This is a genomic window from Methylophaga muralis (assembly GCF_001720165.1).
In the GTDB taxonomy this organism is placed as follows: Bacteria; Pseudomonadota; Gammaproteobacteria; order Nitrosococcales; family Methylophagaceae; genus Methylophaga; species Methylophaga muralis.
Map to the genome: position 1 here is coordinate 39202 of NZ_MCRI01000011.1, position 15552 is coordinate 54753.

At 44.8% G+C, this 15552-nt stretch carries 13 protein-coding genes; 8 read left to right on the forward strand and 5 right to left on the reverse strand.

Annotated elements, in window-relative coordinates; all coding sequences use genetic code 11:
* Positions 1–71: 71 nt before the first annotated feature.
* Positions 72–953, reverse strand: a complete 882-nt coding sequence (locus A9E74_RS06495) for an OmpA family protein (RefSeq protein ID WP_084002979.1) — start codon at positions 951–953, stop codon at positions 72–74.
* 203 nt (positions 954–1156) lie between these two features.
* Here A9E74_RS06495 and A9E74_RS06500 point away from each other — a divergent pair, with 203 nt between their 5' ends.
* The 5 genes from A9E74_RS06500 to A9E74_RS06520 all read left to right on the forward strand — a co-directional run bounded on the left by A9E74_RS06500 (position 1157) and on the right by A9E74_RS06520 (position 8538).
* Positions 1157–4126, forward strand: a complete 2970-nt coding sequence (locus A9E74_RS06500) for an EAL domain-containing protein (RefSeq protein ID WP_069295831.1) — start codon at positions 1157–1159, stop codon at positions 4124–4126.
* An 85-nt stretch (positions 4127–4211) separates the two neighbouring features.
* Entirely contained in the window at positions 4212–4658 is a 447-nt protein-coding gene (locus A9E74_RS06505) for a hypothetical protein (RefSeq protein ID WP_069295832.1), read from the forward strand.
* Between the two features lie 211 nt (positions 4659–4869).
* The gene (locus tag A9E74_RS06510) at positions 4870–6987 is read left to right on the forward strand and encodes a VTT domain-containing protein (RefSeq protein ID WP_069295833.1); all 2118 of its coding nucleotides are present in this window, start codon (positions 4870–4872) and stop codon (positions 6985–6987) included.
* Positions 6984–7691, forward strand: coding sequence for an endonuclease/exonuclease/phosphatase family protein (locus A9E74_RS06515; RefSeq protein WP_245652083.1), 708 nt, complete (start codon positions 6984–6986; stop codon positions 7689–7691). The genes A9E74_RS06510 and A9E74_RS06515 overlap by 4 nt, the downstream gene beginning before the upstream one ends.
* A 121-nt stretch (positions 7692–7812) precedes the next feature.
* Complete coding sequence (locus A9E74_RS06520) at positions 7813–8538, forward strand: proteasome-type protease (RefSeq protein ID WP_069295834.1); 726 nt, start codon at positions 7813–7815, stop codon at positions 8536–8538.
* Between the two features lie 22 nt (positions 8539–8560).
* Here the strand turns inward: A9E74_RS06520 and A9E74_RS06525 are convergent, their stop codons facing one another.
* The 4 genes from A9E74_RS06525 to A9E74_RS06540 all read right to left on the reverse strand — a co-directional run bounded on the left by A9E74_RS06525 (position 8561) and on the right by A9E74_RS06540 (position 12581).
* The gene (locus tag A9E74_RS06525; RefSeq protein WP_069295835.1) at positions 8561–9574 is read right to left on the reverse strand and encodes a zinc-binding metallopeptidase family protein; all 1014 of its coding nucleotides are present in this window, start codon (positions 9572–9574) and stop codon (positions 8561–8563) included.
* Complete coding sequence (locus A9E74_RS06530; protein WP_069295836.1) at positions 9571–10512, reverse strand: alpha-E domain-containing protein; 942 nt, start codon at positions 10510–10512, stop codon at positions 9571–9573. The genes A9E74_RS06525 and A9E74_RS06530 overlap by 4 nt, the downstream gene beginning before the upstream one ends.
* On the reverse strand, positions 10512–11972 hold the full coding sequence (locus A9E74_RS06535; RefSeq protein WP_069295837.1) for a circularly permuted type 2 ATP-grasp protein: 1461 nt from the start codon (positions 11970–11972) through the stop codon (positions 10512–10514). The genes A9E74_RS06530 and A9E74_RS06535 overlap by 1 nt, the downstream gene beginning before the upstream one ends.
* A 114-nt stretch (positions 11973–12086) precedes the next feature.
* Complete coding sequence (locus A9E74_RS06540; RefSeq protein WP_069295838.1) at positions 12087–12581, reverse strand: hypothetical protein; 495 nt, start codon at positions 12579–12581, stop codon at positions 12087–12089.
* Between the two features lie 200 nt (positions 12582–12781).
* On the opposite strand from A9E74_RS06540, the gene A9E74_RS06545 reads away from it, so the two are divergent.
* Genes A9E74_RS06545 through A9E74_RS06555 form a run of 3 tightly spaced genes read left to right on the forward strand, consistent with a single transcriptional unit; the run spans position 12782 to position 15547 of the window.
* Positions 12782–13909 (forward strand): porin, encoded by a 1128-nt coding sequence (locus tag A9E74_RS06545; RefSeq protein WP_069295839.1) that lies wholly within the window; start codon positions 12782–12784, stop codon positions 13907–13909.
* 41 nt (positions 13910–13950) lie between these two features.
* Positions 13951–15174, forward strand: a complete 1224-nt coding sequence (fmdA, locus tag A9E74_RS06550; protein ID WP_069295840.1) for a formamidase — start codon at positions 13951–13953, stop codon at positions 15172–15174.
* A 16-nt stretch (positions 15175–15190) separates the two neighbouring features.
* Positions 15191–15547 (forward strand): FmdB family zinc ribbon protein, encoded by a 357-nt coding sequence (locus A9E74_RS06555; protein WP_069295841.1) that lies wholly within the window; start codon positions 15191–15193, stop codon positions 15545–15547.
* Positions 15548–15552: the final 5 nt, after the last annotated feature.

Genomic DNA, 15552 nt, shown 5'->3' on the forward strand with positions numbered 1-15552 from the left:
CCTCGGAGTTGGCGGAGCAATCATCGCATCGTTGCTTGGTTGTACCATAAATAATCGAGGCATCACAGCTCTTATTGAGTAAGGACAGCTATTTCCACTCTTCGGTTGCGTGCTCGACCTGATTCCGTGTCATTTTCGGTGACTGGGCGTGTATCAGCATAGCCCTCGACCCTGAAACGTTCGGCCTCATATTGAGGGTAGCGCAATAATTCGTGCACGACGGAAGTGGCTCTTGAACCTGATAACTCCCAGTTCGACCGATATTGTGGTGTGCTTAACGGACGATTATCTGTATGTCCTGAAACGACTAGGGGATCATCAATGTCTGCCAAGGCTTTTGCAATTACATTTAGCACCGGCATAAAGGCCGGTTTGATAGAGGCTAATCCCGATGGAAAAGAAGCTTGTTCATCAATGATAATCACCACTCGATCTTCTCGTGTTTCTACTTGGAGTATACCTTCATCGATTTGTTCATGAAGTGCTTCGTTAATTTCTTTTAGTTGACGTTGTTGTTTAGCTTGTAGATACAAATTGAGATTGCTGGTTTCGAGAATAGGTTTGGTTGGGTCTGCGGATTGTCTGACCTCCTGGATAACGGTCACATCAGAAGGGTTCGGTGAAAAGGTTTGCTTGATTATTGATGTACCCATCGGAATCGGCTCGGGAATTTCTGGCGGAGTCACACCAAACGCGTTATGCATTGATTCGGCAACCATTTTCAAACGGGTAACATCAAGCTCCGACATCGACAGCAACAAAACAAAGAAGCACAACAATAAGGTCATTAAATCCGCAAAAATGGCGATGTAAGCTGGAAGGGCTTTACGTTTTAACATTCGATTTGATGAACCCATTTTCAATTGGTGATTTATCGCTTGCTCGTATTCCAGCGCTTCAAAATTATCTGAAAAGTTTGTCGGAAATGAGCCAGTAGTTATGCGAGGTTTCATTGTTACCGTAAGTGTCTGATAAATCAAGGTTTGGGGAGAAATGGGTTCTGAATGTTAACCTGTATTACAAGGCTCACGTTGTGATGTAAACCACAGCGTTAGGTAATTAATTTTTTATCTTTATAAATAGTGTAATCAGAGACTTTAATGTAACGTGTCCAGCCGAACATGCTTTGCTGGCAAATAGTTCTAATGGAAGATTAATGCGATTTTTAATAGCAACTAAACTGGTTTTTAATAGCATGATTGCCATCATCGCATTACTGATTTTGGTGGCGGCGTCGTATCTGGATCATGTTATTCAGGATCGAACAGCCAGTGCTCTTCAGTCCAAGGTTCAACAGCAATTAAGCCAATACCACAATAATCTGGTCACCAATTTACAAAATCACATTCAAATTGTCAGAGGCTTGCCAGGCTTGTTTGCGGTTAATCCCGAATTAACTCAGGCCCAGTTTGAAATTGCCATGAGTCATCTTATTGGCAAACACACCCAATTACGCAATATCGCTGCAGCACCAGATATGGTGATTCGCTATATGTATCCAGTGGCGGGTAATGAGCAGGCGATTGGTTTGGATTATCGGCAAGAACCTAGCCAGGCAGACGCTGCAGAACGTGCGCGAGTTACTCGAAAACTCATTCTGGCAGGCCCACTTGAACTGAAACAAGGCGGAACGGGATTAATTACCCGAATACCCGTTTATCTCTTAGATGAAAGTGGGCAAGAGTATTTCTGGGGCATCATTTCTGCGGTCATCGATGCCGAGACTTTTTTTGAGGCATCTGGGTTAAATGCTGAAGATTCAGTTATAGAAATAGCTATCCGTGGAAAAGATGGTCTTGGTGCACAGGGTGAAGTTTTTTTTGGTAATGCTGCCTTATTTGAAAATGATCCGTTAACCATGCCTCTTGCCTTGCCTGAAGGATATTGGTCACTGGCTGGGCAACCTAAAGGTGGCTGGAATGCCAACAAAAATGCTGTGTGGCAATCCCGAATCTTGATATTTGCAATTGCTCTAGCCATTTTTGCATTGTTAACAGCGTTTGTTCGGTTTATGTTTTCCTCCTCGTTGGCTAATCTAAAATTTCGGCAGGTAATTGATTCGTCACCGGTTCCTTACATTCTGGTCGGTCGAGATCGCAAGATAAGTTTTATTAACCCTGCATTTACCGGGCTTTATGGGTATTCCATGCATGATTTACCGACATTGGCTTTATGGTGGAATAAAACAAACATCCCTAAAAACTTTTTGAAAACCATTAATGATTGGTGGGATGCCAATCTCGGGGTGAAAACATTGCCAGATAGTTCCGTTGAAGTTCGGATTACCTGTCTGGATGGCAGTGAGCGGTTAGCCCTGCTTTCAGTTTCACCGTTACATGATGCGGTAAATAATGAACTGCTGCTGGTGGTGTATGACATCACCACCCATAAATTGGCAGAACAGCAAATCCATTTTTCAGAACAGATTTTCAGCCAGGCACATGAGGGTATTGTTCTCACCGATACGCAAAGCCGGATTCTGCAGGTTAATCCAGCTTTTAGCGAAATTACCGGATATTCCGTTGAAGAAGCGCTACAAAATACCCCGGCCATGTTGAAATCGGGCAAGCATGACGATGCATTTTTTCAGCAAATGTGGCAAAGCCTGGAAAACAATAATTACTGGCAAGGTGAAATCTGGAATCGTCACAAAGAAGGCCATTTATATGCATTAATGTTGACGATTTCTTCGATGAAAGATCCGCAGGGACAAACGCAAAATTATGTGGGTTTGTTTTCCGATATCACTCAGTCCAAGGTACAGCAGGAAAAGCTTGAGCTAATGGCCCATTATGATGTGCTCACCCATTTGCCTAATCGGATATTGTTTGCCGACAGATTTGCCCAGGCAGTTATCCATAGCCAGCGGTTAGGTACCTGGTTGGGCGTTTGCTTTTTGGATCTGGACGACTTTAAACCGGTTAATGACACACATGGTCATAACATTGGTGACTTGTTGTTGATTGAAGTGGCTGATCGTTTGCGGGCTAGTGTGCGGGAAGAAGACACAATTTCCCGTTTTGGTGGTGATGAGTTTGCTATTTTGTTTAGGGATATTAACTCATACGAGCAGTGTGAGCAGTTACTTACGCGATTGCATCAGACTTTGGCAGAGCCCTACTGGATAAATAATCTGCGCATCATGATCAGCGCATCCAGTGGTATTGCCTTGTACCCCATGGATAATGTTGATTTAGACACGCTGCTGCGCCATGCCGATCAGGCTATGTATCAGGCTAAAATCACCGGTCGTAATACTTTTAGACTGTTTAATCCAGAGATAAATCAAAAAGTTGTACATAAGCACAATGTTATACAACGTCTTCGCGAAGCCTTGTTGAACAACGAGTTTGTTTTGCATTATCAGCCGGAAATCAACATGAAAACCGGTGAAATTATTGCGGTAGAGGCGTTGATTCGCTGGCAGCATCCAGATCGCGGATTGCTCTATCCCAATGACTTTCTGTCTGATGTGGAAGGTAGCGAGCTGGAGTTTGATTTGGGCCTGTGGGTCATCGATTCCGCTTTACAGCAGTTGCAGCAATGGCAACAGAAAGGCTTATCAATATTGGTGAGTGTCAATATTGCAGCAAATCACTTACATGCCAATAATTTCATCGAATCGATACAACAAGCCTTAAGCCGCTATCCGGATATACATCCTGCCTCATTGCAATTGGAAATTCTGGAAAGTGGTGCGCTGGGTGATGTGCAAATGTTGAGTCGAATTATTGATGATTGCCGTCAGCTGGTCGGTGTACAGATTGCTCTTGATGATTTCGGTACCGGCTATTCCTCGTTAACTCATCTTCGTCATCTGGCGGCAAACACCGTGAAAATTGATCAAAGTTTTGTACTGGATATGCTGGTGGATGCCAATGATTACAATATTGTTGAAGGGGTGATCAGTTTGGCTAAGGCATTCAATCGCCAGGTCGTTGCTGAAGGTGTCGAAACGGTTGAGCATGGTCTTATGTTGTTATCGATGGGATGTGAACTGGCCCAGGGTTATCAAATTGCTCGTCCAATGCCCGCCGCGGATATTCAAAGCTGGTGTCAACAGTTTGAACTGGAGCCGGCATGGAAGTCTCAAGTAAGGTCTGCAAAACCGGCTAAAGAATCCTAAAGCTAAATGAATCTGTGGCTTGTTGAATTAATCGTTACAAAATAACTCAAAGTAGTTTGGTTAATTAATACCATTGGAGCCCGATATGTCTCGTGACTTAAGCAAATGGTGCTTTATCTTGCTGATGATGATTCCCTTTATCACCAGCTGTGCATCACGATCACAGAGTAATTATTATCGCGAAGAAGTCGGCGAAATAATGGCCATTGAAGATGTTTGGATCGTTTCATCGCGAATGGTCACCATCGAAGGGCTGGGTAATAAACGTCCCGGTTGGGGGGCAGCAGTAGGTGCTACAGTTGCTGGTGCATCCGCCTATGGTATTACTCAGGCTGACAATCCTGCAGGTGTGGCGATTACCATTATTGCTTTGGTGGGCGGAGCTCTGGCAGGTCAATTTATTGATGAAAAGCTAAAGTCACAGCTTGGGGTGGAATATATTCTGGATAAACCAAACGGCCATAAAATTGCGTGGTACAAGCCGTTAAAAAAGCAGAAGAACAATTACCAGCAAATACCCCAGCATTATTAATGCGTGGGAAAAGTGGCTATTATCGAGTTATCCCCCAATAAAATTATGGCTTTCGATTACATCAAGCTAGTGTTGCTTTGATTCTATTCGAGTCATTCATCCATTCAGAAAAATCCTCTTCCTGGATATTAACCTGTGTAAATAATCGCTGCTGGTAGCTGTGCTAGTCTTGGTCAATATTTGATCTTCGACAGGGAGCTCGTGTCGATTTATGCAAGAAACTAAAATTATTCGTCCAGGTGAAAACTGCTGGCGTTATCTGCAAGCCGATCGTGCAGCATTGCTGGTCGATGGTGAAAATTACTTTGGCGCTTTATATGAAGCTATCAAACAAGCTCGACATACTGTTTATATTCTTGCTTGGGATATTGATAGTCGCTTAACTTTGATTCGAGGTGACACCCCAACAGAGCATCCCGCAGAATTAGGTGAATTGATTCATAAGGTTTTAGCCGAAAGACCAGAATTAAATGTGTACATTCTCAATTGGGACTGGGCAATGCTTTATACCCTTGAGAGAGAGTGGCTGCCACTGTTTCGTCCCAGTTGGAAAAAACAGGCGCGTCTACATTACGAGCTTGATGGCGAATGTCCGTTTGGCGGCTCACAGCATCAAAAAATTGTCGTTATAGATGACAAAATTGCCTTTTGCGGCGGTATCGATCCCGGTAAGCATCGCTGGGACACCCGTGATCATGCCCCTGAGGACCAACGCCGCATTGATCCTGATAAAGTCGTTTATCCACCATTTCACGATATGCAGATGCTGGTGGATGGCAAAGTGGCAGAAAGTCTTGCTGAGTTGGCACGAGAACGATGGCAGAAAGCAACCGGGCAGCAACTGCAGCAAGCTCCACATTATGACGAAGATATTTGGCCAAGCGAGGTCGAACCCGACTTTCACAAAGTGAATATTGCTATCGCCCGCACCATGCCGGAATTCAATGAGCAAGCGGAAATCATCGAAGTTGAAACCTTGTATCTTGATGCTGTTGCCGCGGCAAAAAAGCTTATCTATATCGAGAATCAGTATTTTACTTCGTGGAAAGTCGCAGAGGTTTTAGCCCACCGATTATCGGAAAGCGATGGCCCTGAAGTAGTGATCGTTTGTCCTAAAATGACAGGGGGCTGGCTGGAGCAACATACAATGGATGTATTGCGTTCAAGAGTCAGTCGCAAACTATGTGATGCCGATAAATATGGTCGTTTAAGAATTTGTTACCCGCATCACGAAGCATTAGGTGATATTTATATCAGTCTGCACAGCAAATTGATGATTGTTGATAACACTTTGCTACGGGTGGGGTCAGCAAATTTAAGTAACCGCTCAATGGGCTTGGATAGTGAATGCGATTTAGCCATTGAGTCTGAAAATAATGATCAGCAGCAGGCAATAAAAGCTTTCCGGGAATCCTTGCTTTGTGAGCATCTAGATCTTGAAGCGTTTGAATTGGAAAGCCTGCTTGCCGAGCATGGCTCGTTGATTAAATTGCTTGATGCCCGAGACGACTTACCACGTACCTTACGCATGCTGGATTGTGAAATAGACGACAGCATCGATGGTTTGACCCCAACAGCAGATTACATAGATCCAGAGCGTCCAGTGGATTCTGTTTCAATGAGCCGTAAGCTGGTACCGATAGACGAGCCGCAATCGCCCAAAAAACAAATTATCATTGCGGCGCTGGTTTTGCTTGCTGTAATAGCACTGACAGCGTTATGGAAATGGACACCGTTAAATGAGTGGTTGACCCCAGAAAATATGAGACAGTGGATCAGCACTCTTAACGATAACCCTTTTACCCCTATCATTGTGATCACGGTTTTTGCGATTGCAGGTCTCATCGCCATTCCGTTGACCTTGCTGGTAGTAACGGTTGCAATTAGTTTCGGTGCTTGGCCCGGCAGTATCTATGCCATTGCCGGTTCATTGCTCAGTGCCATTCTTGGTTATATAGTGGGCCAATGGCTAGGGCGTAAAAGCATTTCTAAAATGGCGGGATCAAAATTAAACCGCTTATCCAAAAGATTGGCTAATCATGGTGTGCTGGCCATTATTACGGTCAGGATTATTCCAGTGGCGCCTTTTACATTAATCAATCTGGTAGCCGGTGCGTCTCATATAAAACTCAAGGATTTTATTTTGGGAACCTTGTTCGGCATGTTGCCAGGCATTTTGGCGATAACGATTTTTGCCAATTCACTGATGAGAGTTGTCCAACAACCCGAGCCAATTGAGATAGCTGTTTTTGCAATCGTCGTTTTAGCCATCGGCGGCTTGATGTATGGTGTTAAAAAATGGCTAAATAGAATTTCAACAGACACGTGACCGAGATAAAACAACAAAATACATTTACCGTTGCTACTTATAATATTCACGCCTGTATTGGTACTGATGGTCACTTTGATCCTGCAAGAATTGCAGCTGTTATAAGAGAGATTGATGCCGATATTATTGCTTTACAGGAAGTAGAGCATCATTGTGTAGATGATCTTGATTTATTGGAATATCTAGCCTACCAAACAGGCCATGAAGCCCTTGCTGGTCCTACGTTGTTTCGCGAAACTCGCCATTACGGCAATGCTTTACTCACTCGGCTGCCTTTAACATCCTTCAAACATATCGATTTAAGCGTCGATAAATGTGAGCCTCGTGGTGCAATTGAAGCGACATTTGATGTTGCCGGCTACGAACTACAGATTATCGCTACCCATTTAGGCCTGAAACCGGCAGAGCGACGCTGGCAGGTTAAGCAATTGCTGCAGCTGAAATCACAACAGGAAGCGCATATCACTTGTTTGTTAGGCGACGTGAATGAGTGGTTACTCTGGGGTAGGCCATTGCGTTGGCTGCATCGGCATTTTAATGAACAACCGCATTTAGCAACTTTTCCAACCCGATGGCCTATCTTTGCATTAGATCGTATCTGGGTTTCACCACAACGTTGTCAAGCCGAGCTGTTCGTCCATAAATCCAATCTGGCACAACAAGCTTCAGATCACCTGCCGTTGATTGCCAGAATTCGAATTTAAAATTTAAGTGAAATAACGCTTAATCAACCAAGTTTCTAAAACTGTCTCAAATAACCCTTATTGGGCATTGCTCTGTAACTCAATGTCGACTATCTTTGACATGATTATTTCAGAGGCGTGTATGACCTATTGTTTAGCCATTACCTTAGATGCCGGATTAGTACTGACATCCGATTCCCGAACCAATGCAGGAATCGATCAGGTGAGTACTTATAGCAAAATGACACGTTTTGAAACCCATGCAGACCGTTGTTTAGTGTTATTAAGTGCTGGTAATCTGGCGACCACACAATTTGTGGTGGAACAGATACATCGTGATATACATGAAAGTCAGGCGCGAAATCTCAATACCTTGAGTTATTTATCGGATACCGCTGACTATATTGGTGAAATTCTCAGCAGTCGTATTCGTCGATACTCTGAAAATGAAGCGTCAGGTTTTGCCCCTGAAGCGACTTTGTTACTTGCTGGTCAAATTCAAGGCGGTCCACCACAGGCGTATATGATTTACCCACAAGGTAATCACATTACCAGCTCTAAAGAGACGCCCTACCTGCAGATTGGTGAAAGCAAATATGGCAAACCGGTTTTAGATCGTTTTATCCGGCCGGATACTTCTCTGCTTGATGCGGCAACCTGCTCATTGATTTCAATGGACTCCACCATGCAGAGTAATGTCAGCGTCGGTCCACCGATTGAAGTGCTGATGTATAAAAAGGATAGCTACGATATAAGCACTCACTATCGCTTTGGAGTAGAGCATCCTTATCTGATTGAGTTAAGGAAGGCTTGGGGAGATAAACTACGTCAAGCCTTTACCGAGATGCCACGATTCAGCGAACAGTAAGAAAAATGTGGTTATTGATTAACTATCTGTGCATCAAATCATGAATAAATTGCAGTTTCTTTTGTACTTTGGTTGACACCACAAATGGGTAGGCATCGGCATTACCTATACTTCTATTCAACGCATTTAACACCAGCACCAATTGCATCCATTCCGATAACCACACATGAAATTCCCGATCAGTCTCGGGTTGTCTGATAACTTCAAACGCCACTGCCGTTTCAAGTGTTTCGTGCATCAATAGATAATGTGCCCAGGTTTCGGCCCAGTCCTCAAGAGCATGTGCACTGGCGTAGGCTGAAATATATTCCTGCTGAAAATCTTCGGGAGGGCCAGCCTCGTAATAAGCAGCTAAAGCCTTAGGATAATCAACGGTATCATCACCAAATAATGCTTTAAAATCGTTATAAATCGACTGATCTTTAATCAATTTATCCCAATAAAAATGGCCAATTTCATGACGGAAATGACCTAATAACGTTCGATAAGGTTCATTCATCGCCTCACGCGTAGCTTCGCGATAACTATTGTCAGCTTCAGAGGCATTTAATGTGATGACCCCGGCAGCGTGGCCGCTTAAAACCTGCTCGTGACCATCAATCGGATTGCTAATCTGATCTTCGAGGAAATGAAATTGCAACCGCTGGATATCATCAGCTGGCCAGTTATCAATCGGTAAGCCAAGTCTGAGCAAACCATAAAGCATCCTGCGTTTTGCCGACTCTAATACTGCCCAGCGTTTGACGTTATAAGGATAGACCTGATTAGGAATCACACGCGTCAATCGGCACGACAGGCATTGAGTAAAATGATCATCAGTAGACAATAACCAGTTGCACTGCATTTGATGCTGATGATGCACGCAGCGTTTATAGCGTTTTTCCGGATTTTTTACCGAACGAAACTGGCCTTTGTAAGGCTCGATACTGATGAGCTTTTGCTGCTCAGGATCAAAACCTAAAATACTGTTACAGCTGTTGCAGTAAGTATTATCAAAAAATATTTCTTGCCCGCAATGGCAATAAAAACGTCTCATGCAACAGATCTATCTGGATGAAACCATTGCTGACTGATTTGACTGCTCAAATTGGCGAGTTTTGCCTGTAAATCATCCATACGGGTATGGATCATCTCGGCAGGCAGCTCATTCAGTCTTTCAGTAAATATTTCGGACATGATTATTTGATGATGTTCCAATGTTGTGGTGGACTGCGGCAAAGGCCATATATAGCGTCCAATCGCTTTCAACGAGAAGAATAATGACCGTGGAAATGCTTCATCGCGAATTAAGAAGGTTAACACGCCATCAGCATTCATGGATGAGCTATGCGTTTGAGTGTACATCTGCTGGGCACTTAATGCGCGTAATAAGTGTGTCCACAAAATGCCCTCGGCCGCCCGCAAGGATTCGCTTCGATTTTCAGCCATCAGTAATGAGGTCATCTCCAGAATCCGGCTGGTCATATCCGCACGTTCCAGATGCTTAGCTGTTTGCATGAAATGATAGGCGTGGTTTCGGCTCATATGGTTAGCCAATATGCCCCAGACCGTTTGGCAGCGTTCCATAATAGTTAATAACAATTGCTGACGACGGCGCCGATTACTGATCGCGGCCATTTCATTTTTAACCAGTAGATATAGTTCGTTGACCTGTTCCCAGGTTTCTTCCGGCAGGATATCCAATGAAGTCCGGGCATTTTCTCTAACAGCCGATAGAGAATTAAGCAGAGAAATTGGATTGTTAGGTTCTGCCAGCAAAAATTGCATCACATTATTTTCATTAATCTGATCAAAGTTAGCGTGATAGAACATATCAGCATCAAAAATGGTGACCAGCGTAAACCAGTCAATTTCAACATCCCGAGGTAAGTCCATCAATAGACCGGTGTGAACATTGATTAATCGAGCAGTATTTTCCACCCGTTCCAAATACCTGGCCAGCCAGTAAACCCGTTCTGCAACTCGCGATAACATTAGCTCAGCCCCCCAAAGTATGAATCATCGACTATCCAGGTATCTTTACTACCACCACCTTGCGAAGAATTAACAACCAGCGAACCTTTAACCAAAGCAACCCGTGTCAAACCACCTGGCGTGACATAGTTGTCTTTACCAGACAGGATAAATGGCCGTAAATCGACATGACGGGGTGCAATGTGATCGCCGCAACTGGTGGGGGATACCGATAATTTGAGGGTAGGTTGAGCAATATAGTTGTTGGGATCAGCTATTAATAACTGGCGAAACTCCTCAATTTTTTCCTCGCTTGAATGCGGCCCCACCAACATGCCATATCCACCGGACTCATTAGCCGGTTTGACGACAAGTTCCGGTAAATGGTCGAGAACGTGCTGCAATTGGTCGGGATCTCGACACATCCAGGTGGGGACGTTTGGTAACAGAGGTTCTTCATTAAGGTAATAACGGATCATCGCTGGAACATAGGCATAGATGACTTTATCGTCGGCAACACCGCAGCCGGGTGCATTGGCGATGGCGACTTTACCGTCACGCCAGGCTTGCATAATTCCGGGTATGCCCAGGGTGGAATCTTCACGAAATACCAGAGGATCAATAAAATCATCATCAATACGTCGATAAATGACATCGACCCGTTCCAGCCCATGAATGGTCTTCATATACACATAACCATCATTGGCAACAGTCAGATCGGCGCCTTCCAGCAAGGTTAACCCAGCTTGTTGGGCTAATGCGGCATGCTCAAAATAGGCTGAGTTATAAATGCCTGGTGTCAGCAATACCATATTGGGTTGTGCAATATCCGGTGCCAGTGAGGCCAGCATGGCAGAAAGGTGAGAAGGGTAATCATTGACCGGACTGATATGCAGCAATTTGAATAATTCCGGTAACACACGCTTGGTAGTTTTGCGGTTTTCCAGCATATAGGCCACGCCGGAAGGCACCCGTAAATTGTCTTCCAACACGTACATGGTGCCGTTGTCATCACGTACTAAATCCGAACCACAAATATGTGCCCAAACCCCATGCGCCGGTTGCATGCCTTTACATTGAGGGCGGTAACCTTTGGATTGCAGCACGACTTCTTCAGGAATCAGTCCATCACGAATGAAGTTACCTTCATTGTAAATGTCATTGATGAACATATTTAAAGCACGGATCCGTTGCACCAGCCCCTTTTCGGTGCAGTCCCATTCACGTTTGGGAATGATGCGGGGAATGATATCGAAGGGCCAGGCACGATCTATATTGCCTGCATCGCTGTACACCGTGAAGGTGATACCACGTTCCAGTATTTCGAGTTCAGAGTCGACAATGCGCTGTTCGAATGCCTCTTTACGCATGGATTTCAGATAATCCAGCAACTTGTAACTGAAGTGTCTGGGCTGATGCTGATCGTACATCAGCTCATCATAGAACTCACCGGGATCATAATCACGCCACAGCTGCATCATGCTCATTTCCCCTTCTTCGGATAGTAATAAACGTGGGACTGCAATAGTTATGCCCTAATTCCAAACAGCTTCGTATTCCAGTCCTCACATCAATATTTAACGAGCACTACAACCTTATTGCTGTAAAAGGACAGCCCACCCTTTTTTCTGCATACAGCCTAATAAGCCTCGGGTAACTAGACTCATATTGGCCTCGGGTGAATGCTCCTCCCCTAATTCAGCGCTACAGGCGTTACTGTCATTCATTAATTTTTCTGGACCAGCGCCAGCCCGCCACCAGGAATTAACCTGTAATTTTTCCATGGGATCGACGGGTTGGTCTGTTGTTTCTTCCATAACATCACCGGCCACAGCAATGGTTTTACTCTCGCCACGGCTCAGAGGGAGAAATGGCTTATCTGGACCAACGACCAGCCAGCCTTGTTGCTGAAGACATTCATCAATCTCTTTTTCAGAGCTCGCCACGGTTTCACAACGTTGTTTTTCACTCTGAAAATCTTTCGCTGTCGCACCGCGTTTATAGCTGAATTCACCGCCACAACCTGACAGTAGTAAAACGCTGCTCATTAAGCAGAATGCGCCAATAGTGTGAATGGATTGGTGTTTCATTTTTCCTCCTTAACGATCTGTTGTTTGAACACTTGCTCAAAGAGTAACTGAAACCCTACGTAACCCATGTACGCAATTTGACGTATTTAAGCAGCAGACCCAGCTGACTAGTATTGCTCTCGAACTTAATGGTTGATGAGCACCGGGGCGAATTCAACAACGACGCTTTTTATTCTGGTGAGATTTTCGGGAGAAGAAAAATGAAAAAACTGAACAAAGTTGCATATCTGGTCGCCTTGGCCACAACCGCTACATTAGCTCCAATAGCCACTACTCATGCTGCAGGCACCATCACCTTTGGTGAAGATCAGTACATAAGTCTTGGTTTTGGTATGCGTGGCAGTTATAGCCGTGTGGAAGACGGTGCCGGTAACGGTTCGTCATACTCAAATGATTTTAATCTCGACAGTGCTCGTATCTACTTGTCAGGCTCTTTGAACAAATACATCAAAGGGATGTTGAACACCGAAAAAAGTATTGCCGGTCAGGGATTCCAGGTAATTGATGCTGCAGGTATTTTTGAAATAACACCAGATTTCAGTTTATGGGCTGGTCGCTTTTTATCTCCAAGCGATCGCGCCAATATGGCTGGTCCATATTATTCATTAGGCGGTGGTTATTGGGCTGGTATTGCCTCTCGTTATGGTTTTAACGGTGGTTACATTGGTCGTGATGACGGTTTGGCGGTTGTTGCCACAGCATTTGACCAACGTCTTGCATATTCTTTTGGTGCCTTTGAAGGTAATACCACTTTCCAAATTGCCCCTGTAGCCGATTTGGTGGAAAGCTCACGTGGTTCAGATGGTTTGATGTATGCCGGTCGTTTGCAATACAGCTTCTGGGACAAAGAACCAGGCTATTACGGTACAGGTAACTACCTTGGTGCCAAAGACATTTTGACCGTTGGTATTGCTGGCAGAACTCAAAACAATGGTGCTGTTTCTGCAACCGATCAGGGCAAATACAGCTCGTACAGCATTGATTTTCTGATGGAAAAACAAAATGTTGGCCCAGGTGCCCTGTCAATTGAAGCCGCTTATTACGATTACGATACCGATGGCGTGTTCACAAGCGAAGAAGGCGATGCTTACTCCGCCGGTCTGGGCTACATCTTCAATGAAAAAGTTGGCATTGGCCAAATCCAACCGTTTGTTAGGTATCAGCGTTTTGATGCAGACAACAACGTCGATCTGAGACAAACCGATTTGGGCGTGGCGTACATCATCGATGGTTATAACGCTCAAGTTTCCGCGGTGTTTTCACAGCTTGAAGAAACAAACGAATCCGATACCAATAGCTTTTTGCTCACCATGCAGTTGCAGTTCTGAGCTGCCGTTTAATAGCTAAATTTCCAAAGTAGGAGAAACTCATGAAAACGTTGGTAAAGCTAGACTTAGATAAAAAACCCTGGGAACAGGACGGACAAATCCATAATCGCTGGCATCCTGATATTCCGATGATTGCCATGGTCAAACCGGGCGATGAATTCCGTGTGGAATGTATGGATTGGACCGGTGGCCAGATCGGTAACAACGACAGCGCCAATGACATTCGTGATGTGGACTTGTTACAAGTCCACTATCTCAGCGGACCGATTGGTGTTGAAGGTGCCGAACCGGGCGATTTGATGGTGGTAGACATTTTAGATGTCGGCACCTTTGAAGATTCGCAATGGGGTTTCAACGCCTTTTTCTCTAGAGAGAACGGCGGTGGCTTTTTAACCGATCACTTCCCTGAAGCTCGTAAATCCATTTGGGATTTCCACGGTATTTACACCACTTCACGTCATGTGCCGAACGTTAAATTCGCCGGCATTATGCATCCTGGTTTGATTGGCTGTCTGCCATCACGAGAAATGCTGGAAGAGTGGAACAAACGTGAAGCGGAATTGATTGCAACTGAGCCGGATCGTGTTCCGCCTTTAGCGTTGCCACCTAATGAACAAGCTGCAGTAATGGGCCGTTTAAAAGGTGATGAAGCAGCCAAAGCAGCAAAAGAAGGTGCTCGCACCGTACCGCCTCGTGAACATGGTGGTAACTGCGATATCAAGGATTTGACCAAAGGTTCGAAAATCTACTTCCCGGTCTATGTGAAAGATGGTGGCTTATCAATGGGCGACCTTCACTTTTCTCAAGGTGATGGCGAAATCACTTTCTGTGGTGCTATCGAAATGGCCGGCTATCTCGATATCAAAGTCAGCCTGATTAAAGATGGCGTGAAGAAATACGGCATCAAAAATCCACTGTTCAAGAACAGTCCTTTAACACCGACTTACAGTGATTTCTTGATGTTTGAAGGTATTTCGGTTGATGAACAGGGCAAACAGCATTACCTGGATGTACATGTTGCTTATCGTCAAGCGTGTCTCAATGCCATCGAGTATCTGAAGAAATTCGGATACACAGGTGAGCAAGCACTATCCATTTTAGGTACCGCTCCAGTTCAAGGTCATATTAGCGGCGTGGTAGATATTCCGAATGCCTGTGCCACATTGTGGATCCCGACTGAAATCTTTGATTTCAACATTAACCCGACGGCAGATGGCCCATCGCAATTTGTCACTCAGGGCTTTGACTTAAGTTCTACATCTTAAGACGGGACATTACGTTATGCCGATATATGACTACCGATGTGAACACTGTGGCGACTTCAGCGCGCTTCGCAAAATGAGCGAAGCCGGTGAATCCGTCGAATGTGTTGAATGTGGCGAGATGGCGGTGCGGATTATTACTGCACCCTATCTCGCGCTGATGGACCGTAACACTCGAGTGGCTAAAGAGCGCAATGAAAAATCGGCCCATGAACCCAAACAAGTGCGACGTTCCAGCTGTGGTTGCTCAGGAACCCACACTTGCAAAACGGATTCAGCCGACAAATCCAAAGCGGCAGCACAAGCCAAAAGTAACCCTAATGGCTTGATGATGCAGACAAAGAAAACCGCAAGACCCTGGATGCTCGGTCATTGAGCCCC